The organism is Acidipila sp. EB88 (assembly GCF_003858395.1).
Classification (GTDB): domain Bacteria; phylum Acidobacteriota; class Terriglobia; order Terriglobales; family Acidobacteriaceae; genus EB88.
Genome location: NZ_QWEV01000005.1, coordinates 1095088 through 1115053 on the forward strand (window position 1 = coordinate 1095088; position 19966 = coordinate 1115053).

General features: G+C 63.1%; 23 protein-coding genes. 13 read left to right on the forward strand and 10 right to left on the reverse strand.

The window, feature by feature from the left end; translation table 11 throughout:
* Window positions 1-13 precede the first annotated feature (13 nt).
* From hscB to D1Y84_RS05485, 6 genes are all read right to left on the reverse strand, one after another.
* Window positions 14-637 carry a Fe-S protein assembly co-chaperone HscB gene (hscB, locus tag D1Y84_RS05460; protein WP_233581156.1) on the reverse strand — a complete coding sequence of 208 codons (624 nt, stop codon included), beginning with the start codon at window positions 635-637 and terminating at the stop codon, window positions 14-16.
* Between the two features lie 34 nt (window positions 638-671).
* Window positions 672-1055, reverse strand: a complete 384-nt coding sequence (locus tag D1Y84_RS05465) for an iron-sulfur cluster assembly accessory protein (RefSeq protein ID WP_124847621.1) — start codon at window positions 1053-1055, stop codon at window positions 672-674.
* Between the two features lie 21 nt (window positions 1056-1076).
* Window positions 1077-1310 (reverse strand): hypothetical protein, encoded by a 234-nt coding sequence (locus D1Y84_RS05470; protein WP_124847622.1) that lies wholly within the window; start codon window positions 1308-1310, stop codon window positions 1077-1079.
* A 37-nt stretch (window positions 1311-1347) separates the two neighbouring features.
* Window positions 1348-1764: a Fe-S cluster assembly scaffold IscU gene (gene iscU / locus D1Y84_RS05475; protein ID WP_124847623.1), complete on the reverse strand. Its 417-nt coding sequence runs from the start codon at window positions 1762-1764 to the stop codon at window positions 1348-1350.
* Between the two features lie 69 nt (window positions 1765-1833).
* Entirely contained in the window at window positions 1834-3153 is a 1320-nt protein-coding gene (locus tag D1Y84_RS05480; protein WP_255424338.1) for an IscS subfamily cysteine desulfurase, read from the reverse strand.
* A 104-nt stretch (window positions 3154-3257) separates the two neighbouring features.
* On the reverse strand, window positions 3258-3923 hold the full coding sequence (locus D1Y84_RS05485; protein WP_370245716.1) for an Rrf2 family transcriptional regulator: 666 nt from the start codon (window positions 3921-3923) through the stop codon (window positions 3258-3260).
* 237 nt (window positions 3924-4160) lie between these two features.
* Here D1Y84_RS05485 and D1Y84_RS05490 point away from each other — a divergent pair, with 237 nt between their 5' ends.
* Window positions 4161-4322, forward strand: coding sequence for a hypothetical protein (locus D1Y84_RS05490; RefSeq protein WP_233581157.1), 162 nt, complete (start codon window positions 4161-4163; stop codon window positions 4320-4322).
* A gap of 165 nt (window positions 4323-4487) precedes the next feature.
* Here the strand turns inward: D1Y84_RS05490 and D1Y84_RS05495 are convergent, their stop codons facing one another.
* Window positions 4488-5063, reverse strand: coding sequence for a CDP-alcohol phosphatidyltransferase family protein (locus D1Y84_RS05495; protein ID WP_124847625.1), 576 nt, complete (start codon window positions 5061-5063; stop codon window positions 4488-4490).
* Window positions 5064-5469: 406 nt separating this feature from the next.
* Here D1Y84_RS05495 and hisI point away from each other — a divergent pair, with 406 nt between their 5' ends.
* The 8 genes from hisI to D1Y84_RS05535 all read left to right on the forward strand — a co-directional run bounded on the left by hisI (window position 5470) and on the right by D1Y84_RS05535 (window position 12032).
* The gene (hisI, locus tag D1Y84_RS05500; RefSeq protein ID WP_124847626.1) at window positions 5470-5871 is read left to right on the forward strand and encodes a phosphoribosyl-AMP cyclohydrolase; all 402 of its coding nucleotides are present in this window, start codon (window positions 5470-5472) and stop codon (window positions 5869-5871) included.
* A 2-nt stretch (window positions 5872-5873) separates the two neighbouring features.
* Window positions 5874-6758: an ATP phosphoribosyltransferase gene (gene hisG / locus D1Y84_RS05505; RefSeq protein WP_124847627.1), complete on the forward strand. Its 885-nt coding sequence runs from the start codon at window positions 5874-5876 to the stop codon at window positions 6756-6758.
* Window positions 6759-6797: 39 nt separating this feature from the next.
* Window positions 6798-8063, forward strand: a complete 1266-nt coding sequence (gene hisD / locus D1Y84_RS05510) for a histidinol dehydrogenase (protein WP_124847628.1) — start codon at window positions 6798-6800, stop codon at window positions 8061-8063.
* A complete protein-coding gene (gene hisC, locus D1Y84_RS05515) occupies window positions 8060-9184 on the forward strand; it encodes a histidinol-phosphate transaminase (RefSeq protein WP_124847629.1) in 1125 nt (374 codons plus the stop codon). Before hisD ends, hisC begins: the two co-directional genes overlap by 4 nt.
* 254 nt (window positions 9185-9438) lie before the next feature.
* Entirely contained in the window at window positions 9439-9984 is a 546-nt protein-coding gene (gene hisB, locus D1Y84_RS05520; protein ID WP_233581552.1) for an imidazoleglycerol-phosphate dehydratase HisB, read from the forward strand.
* The gene (hisH, locus tag D1Y84_RS05525; RefSeq protein WP_124847630.1) at window positions 9981-10589 is read left to right on the forward strand and encodes an imidazole glycerol phosphate synthase subunit HisH; all 609 of its coding nucleotides are present in this window, start codon (window positions 9981-9983) and stop codon (window positions 10587-10589) included. Before hisB ends, hisH begins: the two co-directional genes overlap by 4 nt.
* A 4-nt stretch (window positions 10590-10593) precedes the next feature.
* A complete protein-coding gene (gene hisF / locus D1Y84_RS05530) occupies window positions 10594-11364 on the forward strand; it encodes an imidazole glycerol phosphate synthase subunit HisF (RefSeq protein WP_124847631.1) in 771 nt (256 codons plus the stop codon).
* Window positions 11358-12032 carry a HisA/HisF-related TIM barrel protein gene (locus D1Y84_RS05535; RefSeq protein ID WP_124847632.1) on the forward strand — a complete coding sequence of 225 codons (675 nt, stop codon included), beginning with the start codon at window positions 11358-11360 and terminating at the stop codon, window positions 12030-12032. The genes hisF and D1Y84_RS05535 overlap by 7 nt, the downstream gene beginning before the upstream one ends.
* A 51-nt stretch (window positions 12033-12083) precedes the next feature.
* Here D1Y84_RS05535 and D1Y84_RS17865 read toward each other — a convergent pair whose 3' ends face one another.
* Complete coding sequence (locus D1Y84_RS17865) at window positions 12084-12248, reverse strand: hypothetical protein (protein WP_158615335.1); 165 nt, start codon at window positions 12246-12248, stop codon at window positions 12084-12086.
* Window positions 12249-12594: 346 nt separating this feature from the next.
* On the opposite strand from D1Y84_RS17865, the gene D1Y84_RS05540 reads away from it, so the two are divergent.
* The 4 genes from D1Y84_RS05540 to D1Y84_RS05555 all read left to right on the forward strand — a co-directional run bounded on the left by D1Y84_RS05540 (window position 12595) and on the right by D1Y84_RS05555 (window position 16736).
* Window positions 12595-13317 carry a hypothetical protein gene (locus D1Y84_RS05540; RefSeq protein ID WP_124847633.1) on the forward strand — a complete coding sequence of 241 codons (723 nt, stop codon included), beginning with the start codon at window positions 12595-12597 and terminating at the stop codon, window positions 13315-13317.
* A gap of 15 nt (window positions 13318-13332) precedes the next feature.
* Entirely contained in the window at window positions 13333-14328 is a 996-nt protein-coding gene (locus tag D1Y84_RS05545; protein ID WP_124847634.1) for a 2-hydroxyacid dehydrogenase, read from the forward strand.
* A 293-nt stretch (window positions 14329-14621) separates the two neighbouring features.
* Window positions 14622-15617, forward strand: coding sequence for an ROK family protein (locus tag D1Y84_RS05550; protein ID WP_124847635.1), 996 nt, complete (start codon window positions 14622-14624; stop codon window positions 15615-15617).
* Window positions 15618-15698: 81 nt separating this feature from the next.
* Complete coding sequence (locus tag D1Y84_RS05555) at window positions 15699-16736, forward strand: LacI family DNA-binding transcriptional regulator (protein WP_124847636.1); 1038 nt, start codon at window positions 15699-15701, stop codon at window positions 16734-16736.
* A gap of 11 nt (window positions 16737-16747) precedes the next feature.
* Here D1Y84_RS05555 and D1Y84_RS05560 read toward each other — a convergent pair whose 3' ends face one another.
* Both D1Y84_RS05560 and D1Y84_RS05565 read right to left on the reverse strand, forming a co-directional pair.
* A complete protein-coding gene (locus D1Y84_RS05560) occupies window positions 16748-18244 on the reverse strand; it encodes a sensor histidine kinase (protein WP_124847637.1) in 1497 nt (498 codons plus the stop codon).
* 52 nt (window positions 18245-18296) lie between these two features.
* The gene (locus D1Y84_RS05565; RefSeq protein WP_124847638.1) at window positions 18297-19952 is read right to left on the reverse strand and encodes an FAD-dependent oxidoreductase; all 1656 of its coding nucleotides are present in this window, start codon (window positions 19950-19952) and stop codon (window positions 18297-18299) included.
* Between the last annotated feature and the right edge of the window lie 14 nt (window positions 19953-19966).

Here is a 19966-nt window from a genome sequence, read left to right on the forward strand (position 1 = left end):
TCCTCGTTCCAGTCTAGTTGCCGAGTGCCTGCTGCACATCGCGCACAAGGTTGCGCACGTAGCGACGTTTATCGAGCAGGGCGGCCATGCGCTCTGCGGCTGCCTGTTTGTCTGCGGAGTTATCGGAGTTCGATGCCGCATCCCACTTGCCCCACTCCGTGCGGATCGCGGCTTCAATGCCGGCGAACTGTCCGGCAAACTCGGCCTGTGCCTGCTCAAGATCGCGCCGCAACTGGGGATCATCCTCGCCCATCTGTGCGTTCATGCGCATTTCCTCAAGCTGCATGTTCAGTTCGAAGACCTCGGCGAGCAGCTCGGGCGGCACGTTCTTTTTTTCCTGCCGGTCGGCCGTGGCGGCATCCTCGGCAAGCGTGATGCCCTCGAGTCGGAGCAGGTACTCGGTGCGGGCGATCGGATCCTTGAGCGCGCGGTAGGCGTCGTTCAGCAGCGAAGTCTGCTCGAGCGACCACTGCTGCTTCTCCGCGCTGGCCTGCGCAAAACGGTCGGGATGGACCTCGCGGCTGCGGCGGTAGAAGGCACGCTCGATGGCTTTCATGTCCAGATCAAGCAGGCGGGGAAGGCTGAACACCGAAAAATAATCCGCGCCCTGGGGCGCGGATTGTGGGGGCGTACTCACATCGTCACCATTCGTCACTGTGCATGCCCGCTGCTCATGCAGAAAAGGAAGACCCGCAACCACAGGACTTGGTGGAATGCGGATTGATGAAGTTGAAGCCCTGGCGCATCAGGGTTTCCTCGTAGTCGAGAATCATCCCGTGCAGGTACAGGAACGACTTCGGATCGACAAAAACGCGAATATCGTCAAACTGGTACACACGGTCGCGCTCGCGTGGCTGCGTGTCGAAGCGGATGTTGTAGGAAAGACCGGAGCAGCCTCCGCCTTGGATACCGAGGCGGAGACCACCTTCGGATGGTGCGATTCCCTCTTTGGCCATCGCAACGCGGATACGCTTCAGGGCACGCTCGGTGACCTGGACGCCCTTCTGCGTGGGCGCCATGTTGTCGGGTTGAAGAACGCCTGGGAGTGTCGCCATGGTTCCTGCCTGTCTTTACCGCTACAGCTGCGGTGCCGCCTGTTGAACTGCCTGCAGGTCTTCTATCTTCCGGGTCGCGAGGGCGAACTGCACCTGCAGCTCGATCTCGCGTCTTGTAGCATCCAGCTTCTCAGGCAGAGCCGCGTGCCGCTCTGCTGCCAGCTTGTCCGAAGCATCAAAGCGGGCCAACGAAGCGCGCAACTCAGGTGCAACAAAGTCCTGCGAAAGCTTGCGCGCGTCCTCGACGAAACTCATGCTACTCGATCCTTCGGAGCCTTTTACGGGTGAAACCCTACTTGGCGACGGCGACTTCTGCCGTCTCGGTAACGCCGTTCTTGGCCTTCCAGTCACCGATCGCCGCACGAATCGCGTCTTCCGCGAGTACCGAGCAGTGGATCTTCACCGGAGGGAGCGCGAGTTCCTTGACGATGTCGGTGTTGGAGATGGTCATCGCTTCGGCAATGGTCTTGCCCTTGACCCACTCGGTCGCGAGCGAGCTGGAGGCGATGGCCGAGCCGCAGCCGAAGGTCTTGAACTTGGCTTCCTCGATGACCTGGGTCTCGGGGTTCACCTTGATCTGCAGCCGCATCACGTCGCCGCACTCCGGTGCACCGACGAGGCCGGTGCCTACTTCGGTGGAGCTCTTGTCCAGGGTTCCCACGTTGCGGGGATTGCTGTAGTGATCGACAACCTTATCGCTATATGCCATTGTGTTCCTCCGAAAACTTGGTCTTGCTGTTGTTCGCTCTGCCAGCCGAACTGCTCGCTGCACGAAAACCTAGTGGGCTGCCCATTCGATCTTGCTCAGATCGATGCCTTCTTTCACCATCTCGTAAAGAGGCGAAAGCTCGCGCAGCTTCAGAACCACGTCGATCAGCTTGTCCGCGACGTAGTCGACCTCTGCCTCGGTATTGAAGCGTCCGAGACCGAACCGGATCGAGGAGTGGGCCACATCGTCGCCGAGGCCGAGAGCCTTCAATACATACGATGGCTCAAGGGTCGCTGAGGTGCAGGCAGAACCGCTCGAGACCGCAATATCGTTGATGCCCATCAGCAGCGACTCACCTTCAACATAGACGAAGCTCATGTTCAGGTTGCCGGGCAGGCGGTGCTCCATGGTGCCGTTGATGTGGGTGTAGTCGATGGCCGCTTCGAGCTTCTGCTGCAGGCGGGTGCGCAGCGCAACCTGGCGCTCGCCTTCCTGCTGCATCTCTTCTCGGGCAATTTCGGCAGCCTTGCCGAAGCCGACGATGCCGGGAACATTGAGCGTGCCCGAACGCATGCCGCGCTCGTGGCCGCCACCGTTGATCTGCTCCGAGATCTGGACGCGGGGGTTGCGGCGACGCACATACAGCGCGCCCACGCCTTTGGGTCCGTACATCTTGTGTGCCGTGAGGCTCATGACGTCGATGTTCATCGACTGCACGTCCACCGGCACCTTGCCGGCAGCCTGCACGCCGTCGGTGTGGAAGATGATGTTGCGCTCGTGGCAAAGCTTGCCGATCTCGGCGACAGGCTGGATCACGCCGATCTCGTTGTTGGCAAACATGATCGAGACCAGGATGGTCTTGTCGGTCATGGCGGCTTTGAGCTCTTCGAGGTCGATCAGGCCATCCGCCTTCACTGGCAGGTAGGTCACACGATAGCCCGACTTCTCGAGACGCTTACAGGTGTCAAGCACCGCCTTGTGCTCGGTCACTTCTGTGATGATGTGGTTGCCACGCTCGCGGTACATCTCGGCAATGCCCTTGATCGCGAGGTTGTTGGACTCGGTGGCGCCGGAGGTGAAGATAATCTCCTTGGCGGTCGCACCGATCAGCTTGGCGATCTGCTCGCGCGCCAGCTCCACGCCCTGCTCCGCTTCCCAGCCAAAGCCGTGGTTGCGGCTGGCGGCGTTGCCAAACTTGCCCGTGAAGTAGGGCACCATGGCCTCGAGGACGCGGGGGTCCATCGGCGTGGTGGCATGATTGTCCATGTAGATCGGCAGCTTGACGCCGTGAGCTGCGGTGCCGGCCTCGCCGGTCACCGAGGGAACGATCTGGTCGCCTTCGGGCGCGTTGAGGGGCGGATTTTCCTGCATCTGCGTTGCTGTATTCATTGCTGCGACTCTCCGAACTTCAAAAAAGAAACTGTCAAAAACTGTAGTGACGCTGGAACGCGCGAGCCGGGCTGCAGGCAGGCGCTCCAGGCGCAGAAACCTGGCTACATCTGGATGGAAACCAGGGGCTGTGCCGTGCGTGCGGCACGCTCCGGGTGACTGCTGTCCATGAGGTCGCCGATCCGGATACTTTTCAGCAGATCGCTGATCGAGTCGTTCACTCGGGCCATCGGTTCTTTGATGGTGCAGCTATCCGTTAGGTCGCAAGGACGTGAGCCGCTGGTGCATGCGGTTAAAAACTGTGGGCCATCCACGGCCCAGATCACCTCAAAAACCGTGATGCTTTGCGCGTCGCGTTGCAGGGCGTAGCCGCCGTTCATGCCGGCAGTGGAGCGCACCATGCCGATCTTGGCCAGGCGCTGCAGGATCTTGGCCAGCAGTTGCGGAGGGATGTGGTAAGCCTCCGCGATGTCTTTCGCGCTGAGCGCAGCCGACTGCGGATGCTCAGCCAGGTACTTCAGCGCCATCAAGGCATAGTCCGCTTTTTTAGTCAGCCTTAGCATGCCACTCCAGTATAGGACCCGCTCATAGCACCTGCAACGCCGCTGCTGTTTTTCCTCTTTTATTCTTTGATAATTCTTATCCGATGCATGCCCGTCCATCTTGAGCCCGCCGGGCATGGGGATCAGGCATGGTAGTCCCGTCGAAACCTTGTTGCTGCGCGCGTAGCCCGGCCACTTCTCCCGGCCACAGACGTCTGCTGCGCGCACAAGCCCCAGATGGGCCCACCTGCGGGCGCTCCTCGGCGTGATCCGCACCTGTTCCCGGCTTCCGGCGCGCGGCGGTGTCGCGGCGAAGTCTTGTGCGTGCGCGTCTGCCCGCCGTAGGAAATTGGAACTTACTTTGCGGCTCCCCTTGGATGGAGGCGGGGACGGCGCTACAATCGACCCTGCCGGTGCTAGCCCCGGCAACATCTTGCCATGCAAACTCCTTGCAAACACCCCAGAGTGCGCGTCGTATCCCGCCAGGACGACGTCGAGTTCGTTGAGTGCCAGGACTGCGGAGAAGTGTTCGACTCCGATGAGTTCCGGGATATGGAAATCGAAGAAAAAGCAGGACTTGCGCCCGGATTGGGAACGCAGGGGATGGAAGCGCCCGAGCCGGACTAACGTCCGCGGGTGTGTTTCGGTGGGTCCCAAGTACGCCCAGGTGCATGCGATCACGGCATAACGCCTCGGACAGCTGTCGGCGGATTGCACCCGGCTTCCCGGAACTGCACCCAGACGGGCTGTTACGTCAACGCGTCCATTCCGGTCTTCCCTCTCAGCGGGCCATTAGTCGAATACTTCGGGAACGTCGGTGATGGGCGTGCTGAGGCGTGCGGCCATCTTGAGCGCGTAGTCAAAGCCCGAGACGCAGGCCAGGGTCCCGGTCGCGATCAGGGCCCAGTAGCGGACCCACTCCGCCGCGGCCGACGGGGCGAACTGCGCCACCATCACGAACACCACCGCGATGATCTGCGCCAGGGTGTTGGCCTTGCCGAAGATGGACGGCTTGAAGTTGCGCAGGCCGAGGGCGGCAAACAGGATCGCTCCCACGATCAGGATGCCCAGGTCGCGCGCGAAGACCATGATGGTGATCCGTCGCGACACCAGGCCCACGTGGTGCAGGGTCAGGAACAGGGACGAAAGCATCAGCTTATCGGCGACAGGGTCCAGGTACTGGCCGAGCTGCGTCTGTTGCTTGAGCCAGCGGGCCAAGACGCCGTCGAGCGCGTCGGAGATGCCGGCGATCACGAACAGGACAAAGGCCAGGCGGAACGAGCCGTCCAGCACGGCCATGAGCAGAAACGGCACCAGGCACAGGCGCAGAAACGTGAGTTGATTGGGTGCCGCGCGCAGTTGGCTCATCGCTTGTACATCACACCATGTTGATATCGGAAGGCTGGGGGCGGACTCAGAAGCTGAACGATCGTCGGCATGTCGGCCGACCGCAGCCAATAACCAGTGCACATCCTATACGCATGCCGGTATGCGTGAAAGCAGCGCAGCCAGCGAAGTAACCAGGCCCGGCGCCGTGCCTGCGCTTGACACCATGGATAGGCCTCGGTAGCGTTAGGGGCAGGACAGGCATGCGCAACCATTCCCATTCCGCACACCACCATAGCCATCGTGAAAACATGGCGGCGGCTCTTTGCGGAAGATCCTGGTAGCCCCAAGCAACCTGGTTCCAATCCTGAAGATTTAGATCAAAGGCCCGCCCGCCGCAGCCAAGCGCAGGCGGGCTTTTTGTTGCATCCATAGGCGAGAGGAAACGATGGCAAACGTAGCAGCGGCAACGCCCGAGATCGACTTCGGGAAAATGGACGGGCTGGTCCCGGGCATCGCGCAGGACGCAAACACCGGCGAGGTTTTGATGGTGGGTTTCTTGAACCAGCAGAGCTACGAGAAAACCAGGGAGACCGGGTTTGTCACCTTCTGGAGCCGCACACGCGCCAAGCTCTGGATGAAGGGCGAGACCAGCGGCAACCGGCTGCGCGTGGTGTCTGCCGCGACCGACTGCGACCAGGACACGCTGCTGTTCCGCGTCGTGGTTGAGGGCGACGGCCTCGTGTGTCACGAGGGCACGGTCTCGTGCTTCACCCGTCCGCTCCCGATCGGCGAAAAGGCTGCTGTCGCCACCGACCTGAACGTAGCAAACACAACGGAGGCTCGCTAGCCATGGCTGATGCAAAGAAGAAGCTGCGCCTCGGAATCCCCAAGGGATCCCTGCAGGACGCCACGATTGACCTGTTCGGCAAGGCCGGCTGGAAGATTTACGCGAGCGGACGCTCGTACTTTCCGCAGATCGACGATGTGGAGATCGAGTGCATGCTGATCCGCGCGCAGGAGATGGCGCGCTACGTGCACTCGGGCGTGATCGACGCCGGGCTGACCGGCATCGACTGGGTAGTCGAGAGCGGGCTCAAGGTCGAGAGCGTGTGCTCGCTGGTATATGCCAAGCAGAGCCGCCAGCGGGTGAAGTGGGTACTGGCCGTGCCCGAGGACGCGCCGTGGAACTCGGCGGAAGACCTCGCAGGCAAGACCATCGCGACCGAGCTCGTGGAAGTGACCAAGAACTACTTTGCGTCCAAGAACGTGCAGGTCCAGGTGGAGTTCTCCTGGGGCGCGACCGAGGTGAAGCCGCCGATGCTGGCCGACGCCATCGTGGAAATCACCGAGACCGGCTCGTCGCTGCGCGCCAATCGCCTGCGCATCATCGACACAGTGATGGAAAGCGAAACGCGCCTCATTGCGAATGACGCGGCGCTTGCCGACGACTGGAAGCGCGCCAAGATCGACATCCTGTCGCTGATGCTGCGTGGCGCGATCGATGCCCAGGGGCAGGTTGGCCTGATGCTGAACGTGCGCAGGGAGCAGCTGGATGCAGTGCTTGCGGTGCTCCCCGCGCTGAACTCTCCGACGGTTTCGGCCCTGAGCAAGGGAGACTGGTCAGCGGTCAATACGATTCTTGAGGAAAGCGTGGTGCGTGACGTGATTCCCAGGCTCAAGGCGGCCGGGGCCACCGGCATCGTGGAGTATCCGCTGAACAAGGTTGTGCTGTAGCTCGTTGAGCGATTGAGCCTGGCAGGAGAAGGAGCAAAGATGGAGATCGTTCGTACCACGGGGCTTGGCGGAAGACGCGGCCGGGCCCGCATCGATGAGTTGGAACGCCGCGGCGCAACACTGGACGCGCGGGTGCTGCCCACTGCCGAGCGCATTGTGAACGCTGTTCGCAAGGACGGCGACAAGGCCCTGCGGGCATGGAGCGCCAAGCTGGACGGACTCGATACCAAGTCGCCGCTGCTGATCGATCCGGCACGCATGCAGGCGGCGCTGGCGGAGATCCCAACCGCCATGCGCAACGCGCTGGAACAGGCGGCTGCCAACATTCGAGCCTTTGCGGAAAAGCAGATGCCGCAAAGCTGGACCTTTGAACCAGGGGATGGCCTCTCGGTCGGGCAACTTGTGCGTCCACTCGACTCGGTCGGGTGCTACGTTCCTTCTGGCCGCCATCCGCTTCCCTCGACGCTGCTGATGACAGCCATCCCGGCGCAAGTGGCAGGCGTCCGGCGGATCGTGGCGATCTCGCCGCGCCCGGCCACCGAAGTGCTGGCCGCCGCTGCGATGCTCGGCATCACCGAGTTTTACCAGATGGGTGGAGCGCAGGGCGTGGCAGCCCTGGCGTATGGCACCGCCAGTGTGCCGCGGGTCGACAAGATTGTCGGGCCCGGCAATGCGTACGTGACAGCGGCAAAGAAGCTGGTGGCGTTCGATGCCAGCATCGACATGTTGGCCGGCCCAACCGAGATTATTGTGACAAGCGAGCGCGGCAAGGCTAACGAGATCGCGGCCGACCTGGTGGCGCAGTCCGAGCACGATCCGGATGCGGTCGCCATCTTCATCACCACGCAGGCTGACCTGGCGCGGCGCGTGGCCGCCGAGGCCAAGCAGCAGGCACGCTCCAACCCTATCGCGGCGTTGTCGCTTGACCGCAATGGCGTGGCCATCATCGCCAGTTCGATCGAAGAGGCGCGTGAGATCACCAACCGTCTCGCCGGCGAACACCTGACCGTGGATACCGCGGAAGACGTTGCCTGGGTGCGTCACGCGGGCAGCGTGTTTATCGGGCGCTGGTCGCCGCAGCCCATGGGCGACTATGTTTCCGGCCCGAACCACACGTTGCCGACGGGCGGCGTGGCGCGCCTGCGTGGCGGGCTCAGCGTGTATGACTACCTCAAGCTCATTACGGTGCAGCAGTACACGCCGCAGGGTCTTGCCACATATGGACCCGCAGCGATTCGCGTTGCCGAGGCGGAAGGGCTGACGGGCCATGCGGAAGCGATCCGTTCCCGCGGGGTCGTGGCATGAGCGCGCCCGCCGGCCAGCAAGAGAGAGCTGACACGGCCGCGCCTGCTGGAAAGCCTGCGGCGCCAGCGCCGCGTGCCATTGTGCAGGCGATGAAGGAATACCACCCGCCGCTGGGCGGGCGCGGCGGCATGCGGCTCGACTTCAACGAGAACACGCTTGCCTGCTCGCCCGCAGTGCGCGCGGCGCTGAGCGCGGTAACGACCAGTGACCTGACCAGATACCCGGAACGCGGCCCGGTGGAAGCGCTGGTGGCAGAGCACCTCGGAGTTGCCGCCGAGCAGGTGCTGCTGACCAACGGCGTGGATGAGGCGATCCACGTGCTGTGCCAGTGCTACCTGGATGAAACCAGCGAGATCCTCCTGCCGGTGCCGACCTACTCGATGTACGAGGTGTATGCCTCGGCAACGGGTGCGAAGATCGTGTGCATCGAGGCTGACGCTGCGGATTTCGCTTTCCCCTACGAGCGCGTGCTGGCGGCGATCACGCCGCGTACACGGCTCATTGCGCTGGCCAATCCGAACAGCCCGACAGGCACGTCGATGCGGCGCGAGCAGATTCTCGAGATCGCACGACGCGCGCCGCAGGCGATGGTGCTGGCGGATGAAGCGTACTTCCACTTTCACGGCGAGACCGTGCTCGACCTGGTCGGCGCAGCGGAGTACCCGAACCTCGTGGTCGCGCGCACCTTCTCGAAAGCTTTCGGACTGGCCGGGCTGCGCCTTGGCATGCTTGCTGCCGCGGCAGAAAGCATGCACTGGCTGCGCCGCGTGATCTCGCCCTACTCAGTGAACGCCCTGGCGCTGGCGTGCCTGCCGGCTGCTCTGGCCGACACGGCATACCTGGACTGGTACGTGGAAGAAGTGAAAGCTGCCCGTGCGGAGTTCGGCGCGGTGTGCAGCGAGTTGGGCGTGCGCACCTGGCACTCCGATGCCAACTTTTTACTGCTTGCGATTGGCCCGAAGCATCGCGAGTTCTGCCGTGCCATGCATGCGCACGGGATCCTGGTACGCGATCGCTCCAACGACCCCGGATGCAATGGATGCGTGCGCATCACCGTGGGCACGCGGGACCAGATGCGAGCAGCGCAGGACGCGTTGCGTACCGTGCTGCAGGGCCTGTAAGCAGCGAAGCACTACGATAGACAGAGCGAGGAACCAAGTTGAGCGAGCAAGCAAAAAGCACGGCACGCAAGAGCGCGGCGAAACAGTCTCCACCAGCGCAGGGTGCCCGGTTGCACAGCAAGGCGAAGGCAGCGAACACAAAGACACAGGACGACGCGGCGTCGACACCAGCGACCCCCGCGGCAGTCGAGGTTGCTGCCGACGCACCAGCCAAGCGCACCGCGGCCTTTGATCGCAATACGACCGAGACCAAAATCTCGCTGCGCCTGACGCTCGAAGGCGGCGGCCGTTACAACATCTCCACAGGCATCCGGTTTTTCGATCACATGCTGGAGCTGTTTACACGGCACGGCGCGTTCGATCTAGATCTGACCTGCAAGGGCGACCTGGACGTGGATCAGCACCACACTATCGAGGACGTGGGCATCGCGTTGGGCGAGGCTTTCGACAAGGCCGTGGGCGATAAGAAGGGCATCAATCGCGCCGGGTACTTCCTGATGCCAATGGACGAGACGCTGGGCATCGCCGCGGTGGACCTGAGCGGACGCGTGGCGTGCAAGATTCGCACCAAGGTCAAGGTGGACATGGTGGGCGACCTGCAGAGCGAACTCGTAGAAGACTTCTTTGATGGGTTTGCCCGCGGCGCACGCGCCAACGTGCACCTGCGCACGATGTATGGGCGCTCAAACCACCACAAGCTCGAAGCGCTGTTCAAGGCTTTCGCGCGTGCATTGCGCGTGGCCTGCTCGCGGGACAAGCAGCTGGGCGAGATGCTGCCTTCGACCAAGGGCCTGCTGTGATCGCAGTGATTGACTACAAGGCCGGCAATCTCACCAGCGTGCTTAAGTCGCTCGATGCGACGGGCGCGCTGGATGAGCCCGGCGGACGGATCGTCACCGAAGACCCAGACGTGGTACGGCGCGCCGACAAGATCGTGCTGCCGGGCGTGGGTCACTTCAAAGCAACGCAGCACCTGCGCGAGCGCGGTCTCGAGGAGTCGGTGCGCGAGCGCACGGCTGCGGGCGTGCCGTTCCTGGGTATCTGTGTGGGGCTGCAGTGGCTGTTCGCGGGCTCGACGGAAGCGCCCGACGTTGCAGGCTTGGGCGCGTTTGAAGGCGAGTGCTCGCGCTTCGATGCGCCCGATCTGAAGTGCCCTCATGTGGGCTGGAATGCGCTTGCAATCGCGAGACCGTCACTACTGACCGCCGGCATGCGCGATGGCGAGCATGTGTACTTCACTCACTCTTTTCGCGCCCCAGTGGTGGGGCACACCACGGCTATCTGCAACTACGGTGGTGGCTTTAGCGCGATTGTGGAGCGGGACAACATCATGGGTGCGCAGTTTCACCCGGAGAAGTCCGGCGCGGCGGGACTGCTGCTGCTGCGCAACTTCCTGAGGCTTTAAAAGCATGCTGACAAAACGCATCATTGCCTGCCTGGACGTTCGGGATGGCCGCGTCGTAAAGGGTGTGCAGTTTGAAGACATCATCGACGCCGGAGACCCTGCTGCGCTGGCTGCCCGGCACGCGGCAGCCGGCGCAGACGAGATCGTGCTACTCGATATCACGGCGACGCACGAAGGCCGCGGCACGCTGCTCGACACGGTACGGCGCACCGCTGCAAAGCTCTTCGTTCCCTTCGCGGTGGGCGGGGGCATTCGGTCCAGCGATGACGCCACCGCAGTGTTCGATGCTGGGGCGGACAAGGTCTCGATCAACTCGGCCGCGCTGTCTGACCCCATGTTGATTGATCAGATTGGAAGACGCTTCGGCGCACAGGCGGTGGTAGTGGCAATCGATGCACGACGAGCAGGAAACGCGGCAGACGCGGCAGAGGTGTTTGTCTCCGGAGGACGCAAAGCCACGGGGCGCAAAGCCGTGGAGTGGGCGCGCGAAGCCGAGCAACGCGGCGCGGGCGAGATCCTGCTGACCAGCATGGACTCCGATGGGATGCGCACCGGCTTTGACTGTGAACTCACCGCCGCGATCTCGCAGGCAGTGCAGATCCCGGTGATTGCCTCGGGTGGCGCAGGCACCGCGCAGCACTTTGTGGATGTGTTTGCCCAGGGGCGCGCCGACGCAGCGCTCGCAGCATCGATCTTCCACTTTGGCGTTGCGGATGCGCGGGCGCTGAAGCAGGAGCTTGCGCGGGCAGGCGTGCCGGTGAGGCTGCCATGCTAATCCCGGCGATCGACCTGATGGGCGGACAGATCGTGCAACTGGTGCAGGGCGAAGAGTTGCGCATTGCGTCCGATGATTTTGACTACTGGATCGACCGGTTCCGCGGGTATCCGCTGGTGCAGTTGATCGACCTTGATGCGGCCAAGCGGCAGGGCGACAATGCGCCATTGATCGCACGGATCGCACGCGAGTTGCCGGTGCAGGTCGGCGGCGGCGTACGCACTGCCGCGCAGGCACAGGCGCTGCTGCAGCTGGGCGTCGAGCGCGTAATTTTCGGCTCGGCGCTGTTTCCCTCTACAGGCATTAACGAGGTGCTGGCGCGCGAGATCATGGACACGATCGGCGCGGAGCAGTTCCTGGCCAGCATTGACACCAAGAACGGCCGCGTCGCCGTGCGCGGATGGCGCGAGGAGACCACGCTCACGCCGGATGATGCGGTGGCTGCGCTGGAGCCGTTCTGCGGCGGCTTTCTCTACACGCATGTGGACACCGAGGGCACGTTGCAGGGCTTTCCGCTGCCGGTGGCCGAACGCCTGCGGGCGCTCACGAAACGCCGCCTGATCGTGGCCGGCGGGATCCGCGAGCAGGCCGAGATCGACGCGCTGGATCGCATCGAAGTCGATGCAGTTGCCGGTATGGCGGTGTATACGGGGCTGATTGCTACCTGAGTAGCGGCCGGCATCAGGGTGTTCGAAGGTGCGGGAGCAGCGGCGGGATGGTTAGACCTTCCGCGTGCGCTCGCGCACCACGGTACCCACCAGCGCGAAGAAGATGGCCAGGGCAAACATCATAACGGCAGGCCGGCTGCGATGCACCATCGCGGCCGCGCCTGCCTGCAAAGCCCAGATCACCGCAAGCACCACCCAGATCATCCAAAGTCGCATAGGATTCAGCCTAGCATCGGAAACCAGGCAGACTTTGCCCCGGCGCACCGGCTTTGCGCGATGTGCGGCCGCTGGCATGTGTTCGTGGTACCAGCAACTCGCCCGGAAAGCTTTTTGGCCAGATAAGGCGTCCCCGCAGCAACTCTGCGCGTCCAATGCATCGGCAAGGTGCAGTTTCTTTCACCGGCCTGGACGACCCCGGTTCCCCCAGGCACGTTGACGCATCCATTTCGCACCACGAAGGAAGTTTGTGACCTCAACCTCGACGACCTCGCAACTCGCAGCATGCACGGGCCCTGGTCTGCGATCTTTTCTGCGCAGGCCTGCGCTCCTTGGTGCTCTCGCAATGTGTGCCCTTTCCGCGTCGGCGCAGCAATCGGTCAGCAATGACGATGCAATTCCGGACGCGCCATCGGCAGTGCTCGCCGCACAGCAGCAGCAACCTGGCGGAACCCCGCCGCAGACCGGCGCTGGCGGACCGCAGCAGACCAAGCGCATCCTAGGCATCGTTCCGAACTTTCGCGCTGTCTCCGCCGACACAAAGCTGCCCCCGCAGACGGTGAAGCAGAAGTTCAGCTCCACGATTCAGCAGAGCTTCGATTACTCCTCCATCGTCTTCTCCGCGATTCTCGCGGGCGTCAACCAGGCTGAGGACTCCACGCCGCAGTTCCACCAGGGAGCAGCCGGCTATGGCCGCTACTTCTGGCATACCTTTGCCGACCAGACAGACGAAAACTTCATGGTGCAGGCGATTGTTCCTTCGCTCACGCATGAGGACTCGCGCTACTACACGATGGGACATGGCGGTCTCTTGAAGCGTGGCCTGTATGCATTCGATCGCACGCTGATCACCCGCACCGACTCAGGCTCCGAGACGTTCAACTTTTCAGAGATCGTGGGTGCAGGCGCTGCTTCCGGCATCTCCACCACCTACTACCCCGGGGCAGATAAGACCTGGACCAAGACCGGCCAGCGATGGCTGCAGAACGTCATCATCGATGGCGGCACCTACATGTTCCAGGAATTCTGGCCTGACATTAACAACCGCTTCATTCACCAGAAGGACTAGGCCAGGCTCGCACGCATGACACACAGCACACTGCCGGGCCGCGCTGCGCTCCGGGTTGCCATCTCTGAAGCGATCGACCAACACTCCCTGCGCCACCTGCCCCAGTCGGTCGAGGTCGTACGCTACAGCATTGCGGGTGACGACACGCACGAAGTCGACATGCTGGTGCCTCCGGGCTTCGGCAAGCAGGCGGCAGACGTGATCCCGCGAATCCGTACGCGATACATCCAGACCGTCTCGGCCGGCGTGGAGACGGTGCGGCCGATGGTGCCGGAGGGCGTGGTGCTGTGCAATGCGCAGGGCGTACACAACGCTTCCACTGCCGAGTGGGCGGTTACGGCAATCCTTGCATCGCTGAAGTGGATTCCGTTCTACGACGAGCTACGGCGCGAAGGCGTGTGGGGCGGTCGTGCGCAGGCCGATGCCTACTGGACTGAAACTTACGGCAGCGCGCACAGCGCAGGCGCGCCCATCCTGCTTGAAGAGCTTGCGGAGAAGACGGTGCTGATCGTGGGCTACGGCTCCATTGGCAAAGCGATCGAAGCGCGGCTTGCACCGTTTGAGCCCGGCAGGATCGTGCGGCTCGCGCGTACCAGGCGCGAAGGTGTGCACGGAGTGGACGAGTTGAACGCACTGCTGCCCGAGGCGGACATCGTGGTGCTGATCATGCCGCTCACCCCGGACACGCACCACATGATCGGCAGGGAACAGCTCGCGCGCATGCGCCGCGGGGCGTTCCTGGTCAACGCGGCACGAGGCGCGGTGGTGGATACAGATGCACTGGTCGAGGCATTGGAGGCCCATCACATTCGGGCAGCACTCGATGTGACGGAGCCGGAGCCTTTGCCGGCGGGGCATCCGCTGTGGAAAGCTCCGGGTCTGTTGCTGACTCCGCACATCGCCGGGTCAAGCCCGCTGTTTCTGGATCGCGTCTTCCGCTTCGTGGGGCAGCAGCTGCAGCACCTGTTGAATGGCGAGCAGCCGGAGAACATCATTACCGGTGAGTATTAGCGCGAGCGCACGCACAGAACGCACATGCCATACGCACGTACCATGCGCATGAGGCCGCAGAACAAATGTCCCGATGCTGAACCGTTCGCACACGCACGCTCGCGCAAAATATCGGCGACCCGCACGCAAATCAGTCGCTGTGGCAGACTGCGCTGCGCGGTCGGAGGCTCCAGCTCGCGCGACCAACACAGGTTGTGCACGAGCGGTATATCGCCGCGCCTGCGGCTCCACAAGCAGGCACATAGTACCCTTGGCAAAGCGGCGCAATTCTTTCGAAGGATGACGTACCCAACATGGCGAAGTTCACGGTCGGCGTAGATATGGGCGGTACTAACCTGCGGGTAGGGGGCTACTCCGCCGATTGGCAACGCCTCGCCTTCGTGGCCGTTCCCACGCGGGTCAGCGAAGGGCCGGCAGTGGTGCTGGCTGACATGGCCGCGGCCATCCGGCAGGTCATCGACGAGTGCGGCGGTGTGGCGGAACTCGAAGGCATCGGCGTGGGCAGCCCGGGGCCGATCGAACTGCCCGAGGGCCGGCTGCTTCAGCCGCCCAACCTGCCCGGCTTCCACGCGCTTGAACTCAAGACAGAGCTGGAAAAGCTGCTCGGACTCACCGTCATCATCGAGAGCGATGCCAATGCCGCGGCCCTGGCCGAGGCGCATGCCGGGGCCGGCGTCAAGTACAACAACGACTCGCTCTGCATGCTGACGCTGGGAACTGGCGTGGGCAACGGACTGATCTTCGATGGCCGGATCTGGCACGGGTTTCGCGGCATGGCTGGCGAAGCGGGCCATGTCTCAGTGTGGCCCGACGGTATCCACTGCACCTGCGGCAATCGCGGCTGCCTGGAGCTGTTTGCCTCTGCGACCGGCATCGCCCGCATGGCGCGCGAGACAGCCTATGAAGGTCGCTCGCCGCGCACCCGCGCGCTGATCGACCGCAATGTCCCGGTCACTGCCCGGGATGTGGCGCAGTTCGCGGAAGAAAACGACGAAGGCGCATTGATCGTGTATGACACGGTCGGACGCGCGCTGGGTCTGAGCCTGGCCGCGCTGGTCAACACGCTCAACGTGCCGCTGTATGTCATCGGTGGCGGAGCCTCGGCGGCGTGGCCGCTGTTTGCGCCGGCGCTGTTTCGCGAGCTGGAGCGGGCCAGCTACGTGTATCGCCTGACGATGCCTGAAGACAAAATGACATTCACGCCGGGCATGACCAACGTGGTCCCCGCAGTGCTTGGCACGGACTCCGGCCTGCTCGGAGCCGCCATGGTTCCCCGCTACCAGCGCTAGGCTGCGCCCTCCGCCCGCCACTCCTCGAGTGGCGGCGAGGCGACAGACTGTGCGGGTGCTGTATGCTAGGCGCGATCAACCATGCAACGAAAACCCACCATGAACGATGTAGCCCGCCTTGCGGGCGTGGGTACGATGACGGTCTCCCGCGTACTCAACAGCTCTCCGCACGTCTCGGATGAGACCGCGGCGCGCGTACGCACTGCCGTAGCGCGGCTTGGCTACCAGCCCAACGAGATGGCCCGTGCACTGCGCAACTTCAAGTCCAGCACGATCGGGCTGCTGCTGCCCAACCTGTACGACCCCTTCTACGCCACATGTGCCCATGCGCTCAACATGGTGGCGAAGGAGCACGACTACACCGTGCTGCTCACTATCACCAATGACAATGCCGACCACGAGTATGTCGAGGCGAAGCGCATGCTGCAGCGGCACGTCGAAGGTCTCGTGGTGATTCCAGCCGAATCTGACCGGTGCCGCCTGGGAGACCCTGAGTTCAGCGAGATCCCGGTAGTCTCGATGGATCGCCCGCTGCCGCCGATCGAGGGGCGCGAGATGGACTCGGTTACCACCGAAAACCAGACGGGCGCACGCGAGGCGATCGAGCACCTGGTGCAGGTACACGGTCTCAAGCGCATCCTGTTTGTAGGGCACAAGCCCGCGCTGTTCACCATGCAGGAGCGCCACGAGGGCTACACGTCGGCCATGAGCACAGCGGGGCTGGCGACAATGGCACGGTTCGACTGCGTTTCGGAAGCCCGGGCCACGGAGATTTGCCGGGATGCGCTGGAGCTGCCCGAGCCGCCGCAGGCGATCTTCACCGCGAACAACCTGGCCACGCGCCTGATCCTGTCCGCACTGCTGAAGCTGCGCATTCGTGTGCCGGAGCAGCTTGCGCTGGTCGGGTTCGATGACCTGGAGCTCAGCGACCTGCTGCACCCGGCACTCACGGTGGTGCGGCAGCCGATGACCGATCTTGGCAGTACGGCAGGACGGCTGCTGTTCGGCAAACTCAAGAGCCAGGTTCCGCGCGACCAGCTCGCACGCGTGGTGCTGCCCGTGGAACTGGTGGTTCGCAACTCGTGCGGCTGCTTCTTTGCCTCAGGCCTGGGCCGCTAGAACCGCCTGCTTCAGTTCCCTGCCTGCCCCGCGCCGACATTGCAGCCCATTACGCGATCGCCCGCAAGCTCGTCTTCAATCGGCAGGCGCACGATGAACTCGGTTGCGCCCGGAGCGGAGGTGAACTGGATGTCGCCGTGGAAGTTCGACACAACAATGCGGTGCGCAATATCGAGCCCGAGCCCGGTGCCGACGCCCTCTGCCTTGGTGGTGTAGAACGGCTCAAAGATATGCTCCCAGTGTTCCTGAGGGATGCCAGGGCCATCGTCCTTGATTGCCACGCAAACGGAATTATTCTCGGTCCACAAACGCACGCTGATAGAACCACCCTCCGGCGCGGCATCAATCGCATTGTCAAGAAGGTTGGTCCACACCTGCGTGAGCCCTGCACCCACGCACGAAATACGGGTTTCCGCGGAGGGCAGGCTGCGCTCGATGGTGATGCCCTTATGGCGGAACTTGTGACTCAGGATCGTGAGCGTGCTCAGCAGGGTATCGCGCACATCCACGAGTTGGGCGCGGCTCTTGTCGTCGTAGGCATACTTCTTGACCGCGCCTACCAGGTCGGTCACATGCGAGATGCTTTCTTCGATCGTGCCGACCTGCTGCATGCTGCTGATCAGCGCTTCGAGATAGTTGAGCGCGTTGGATAGTGCTCCGGGAGGAAACGAGTTACGTGCGCAGTCGATATCGGTGCGGCACCATCCGGCGCTGACAAGAGCGGGCGCCAGGCGCCAGGGGTTCTCTACACGGATGGAAGAAAGCCATTCCGACAGCGCTTCTTCCCGGTCTGACTGTTCGAGCGGTGAGTAGATGGGCGGCTGATGCAGGGAGAGTACCTGCTCCTGCAGGGTGCCCAGGCACTCCAACTGCTCCGGGGTGAGCTGCATCTTGGTCATGGTGAGGGAGATGTGCTGGAGCCGGGTGATGTTCTCGCGAAGCTGGGCCGCGGCACGCCGAGCAGCGGCGCCCGGGTTGTTCAGCTCGTGCATCAGGCCTGCGGCAAGCGTGCCGAGCGAGATCAGCTTTTCCCGGTGCAGGGTCATCGCCTGGTAGGTCTGAAAACGGAGCAGGGCATCAGCCGTGATCGCCTTGCGCACCAGCGGGGCTTTCGCCATGAGCTGCCAGAAGCTTTCAACCGGTACCCGCAAAAGCCGGGTCGGACGAACGGCGACGATGCTGGTGATGGAAGGGCGCATCCCGAGCATGATGGGAACCTCGCCGAACGTGTCGCCGACACGGAAGGATCCGATGCCCGACCCCTGCTGGCCGTCTCGCTTGGTGGCCAGGATCTCCCCATCGAGAAGCCCCCACCAGGCATGCTCAGGCTCACTTGCAGAGTAGATTTCAGCGCCTTGCTGCATCTCCACGCGCTCAATGCCCTCGAGCGCGGCCATCTCGTCGAGGGTGATCGTCTTCAAGGTGCGAAGACTCCGCAGATCCGCCAGAAGTGCTTCATCCACTGCGGCGGGGGTGCGCAGATCCGTCAAGTATGTCTGATTTGCCATCGTGTCCCATGAACAGCTCGCGCTGTCCGCCTTTCCAGGCACCCTGTCGCGCTTAGAACTGCGCCAAATATTGGTGCATGAACTGTACTGCGATCGAACCTTCGCCAACCGACGAAGCCACACGCTTTACTGAACCAAACCGTACGTCGCCGGCTACAAACACCCCGGCAACGCTTGTTTCCAGCAAGAACGGGTCGCGATCTTCGCTCCAGCCGGTAGGCAGCTTACCGCTCTTGCGCAGATCGGGCCCTGCCACGATAAAACCCAGCTCGTCCCGCATAATCCCGTCCGGCAGCCAGGATGTCTTTGGCGCCGCACCAATGAAGATAAAGAGCGAGGAGGCCATGTGACGCGTGATCTCCCCGTTGCTGTGCCGTACCGCGATGCACTCCAACTGCGTGTCGCCGGTCACCTCGTGAATCTCGGAGTCCGGCTGCACTGCAATATTCGATGTGGCGGCAATCTGATCGATTAAATATTTCGACATGCTCTGGTTGAGTGAGGAAGCGCGTACCAGCATGGTCACCTTGCGGGCGAACTTGGAAAAGTGCATCGCGGCCTGCCCGGCCGAGTTGGCGCCCCCTACGATGAAGATTTCCTCATCCGTGCAGCTCGATGCCTCGCCGAGTGACGCGCCATAGTAGACACCCGCGCCCAGAAGCCGATCCGCCCCTGGCACCTGCAGACGGCGCCAGTGCACCCCCATGGCCAGCAGGCAGACCCGGCAGCTGACCGTGCGCCCGTCGCCCAGCTCTATATGGTGGTACTGGTCCCTGGTGGTGATGCCGGTGGCGCACTGCGTGATGAACTCGGTCCCGAAGCGCAGGGCCTGGATAATGGCCCGTCGCGACAGGTCTTCCCCGCTGACGCCCGACGGAAAGCCCAGGTAGTTTTCGATACGCGAGCTGGACCCGGCCTGGCCGCCCGGGGCTTCAGGCTCGACCAGCAGCACCTTGAGCCCTTCGGAGCTGCCGTACACCGAAGCCGCCAGCCCGGCGGGTCCGCCGCCGACCACGACGAGATCGTAAAACTCGCTCTTGGCCGCGGTGTTCAGCCCGACCCGCGAGGCCAGCTCCGAGATCCCGGGCTGCTCGAGCGAGGAGCCATCCGGAAAGAGTACAGCCGGCAGCTTGCTGTCGGGGATGCCGTAGCGCTCCAGCATGCGCGCCGCGTCGTCCGAGCGCTCCGGATCGAGCCACTTGAAAGGAATCTGGTTGCGCGTCAGGAAGTCACGTACCTGGTGATCCAGGGCGGACCAGCGAAGACCCACCACCTGCAAACCGTCGTACTGCGGCTTGTGCCCCGCACCCCAGGCCTCGAGCAGGTCATTCAGCACCGGGTACAGCCGCTCCTCGGGTGGATCCCAGGGCTTGGTCAGGTAGTAATGGATGCGGGCGCTGTTAATCGCCTGAATGGCTGCCTCGGTATCGGCATACGCAGTCAGCAATGTGCGCTTTGCATCGGGGTAGAGCTTTTCTACACGCTCCAGAAGAGCCACGCCAGTCATGCCGGGCATGCGCTGGTCCGAGACGATCAGGGCAACGGGGTCGCCGCGCTTGTGCAGTTGCTCACAGGTATCGAGCGCAGCCTGGCCGGAACCGGCCCGCAGGATGCGGTAATGTTCACCGTACTCGCGCCGCAGGTCCTGCACAACGGCTTCGAGAACGTTGTTGTCGTCGTCGACGGCGAGAATCACTGGCTTTGGCATGCAAGTCGATTGTA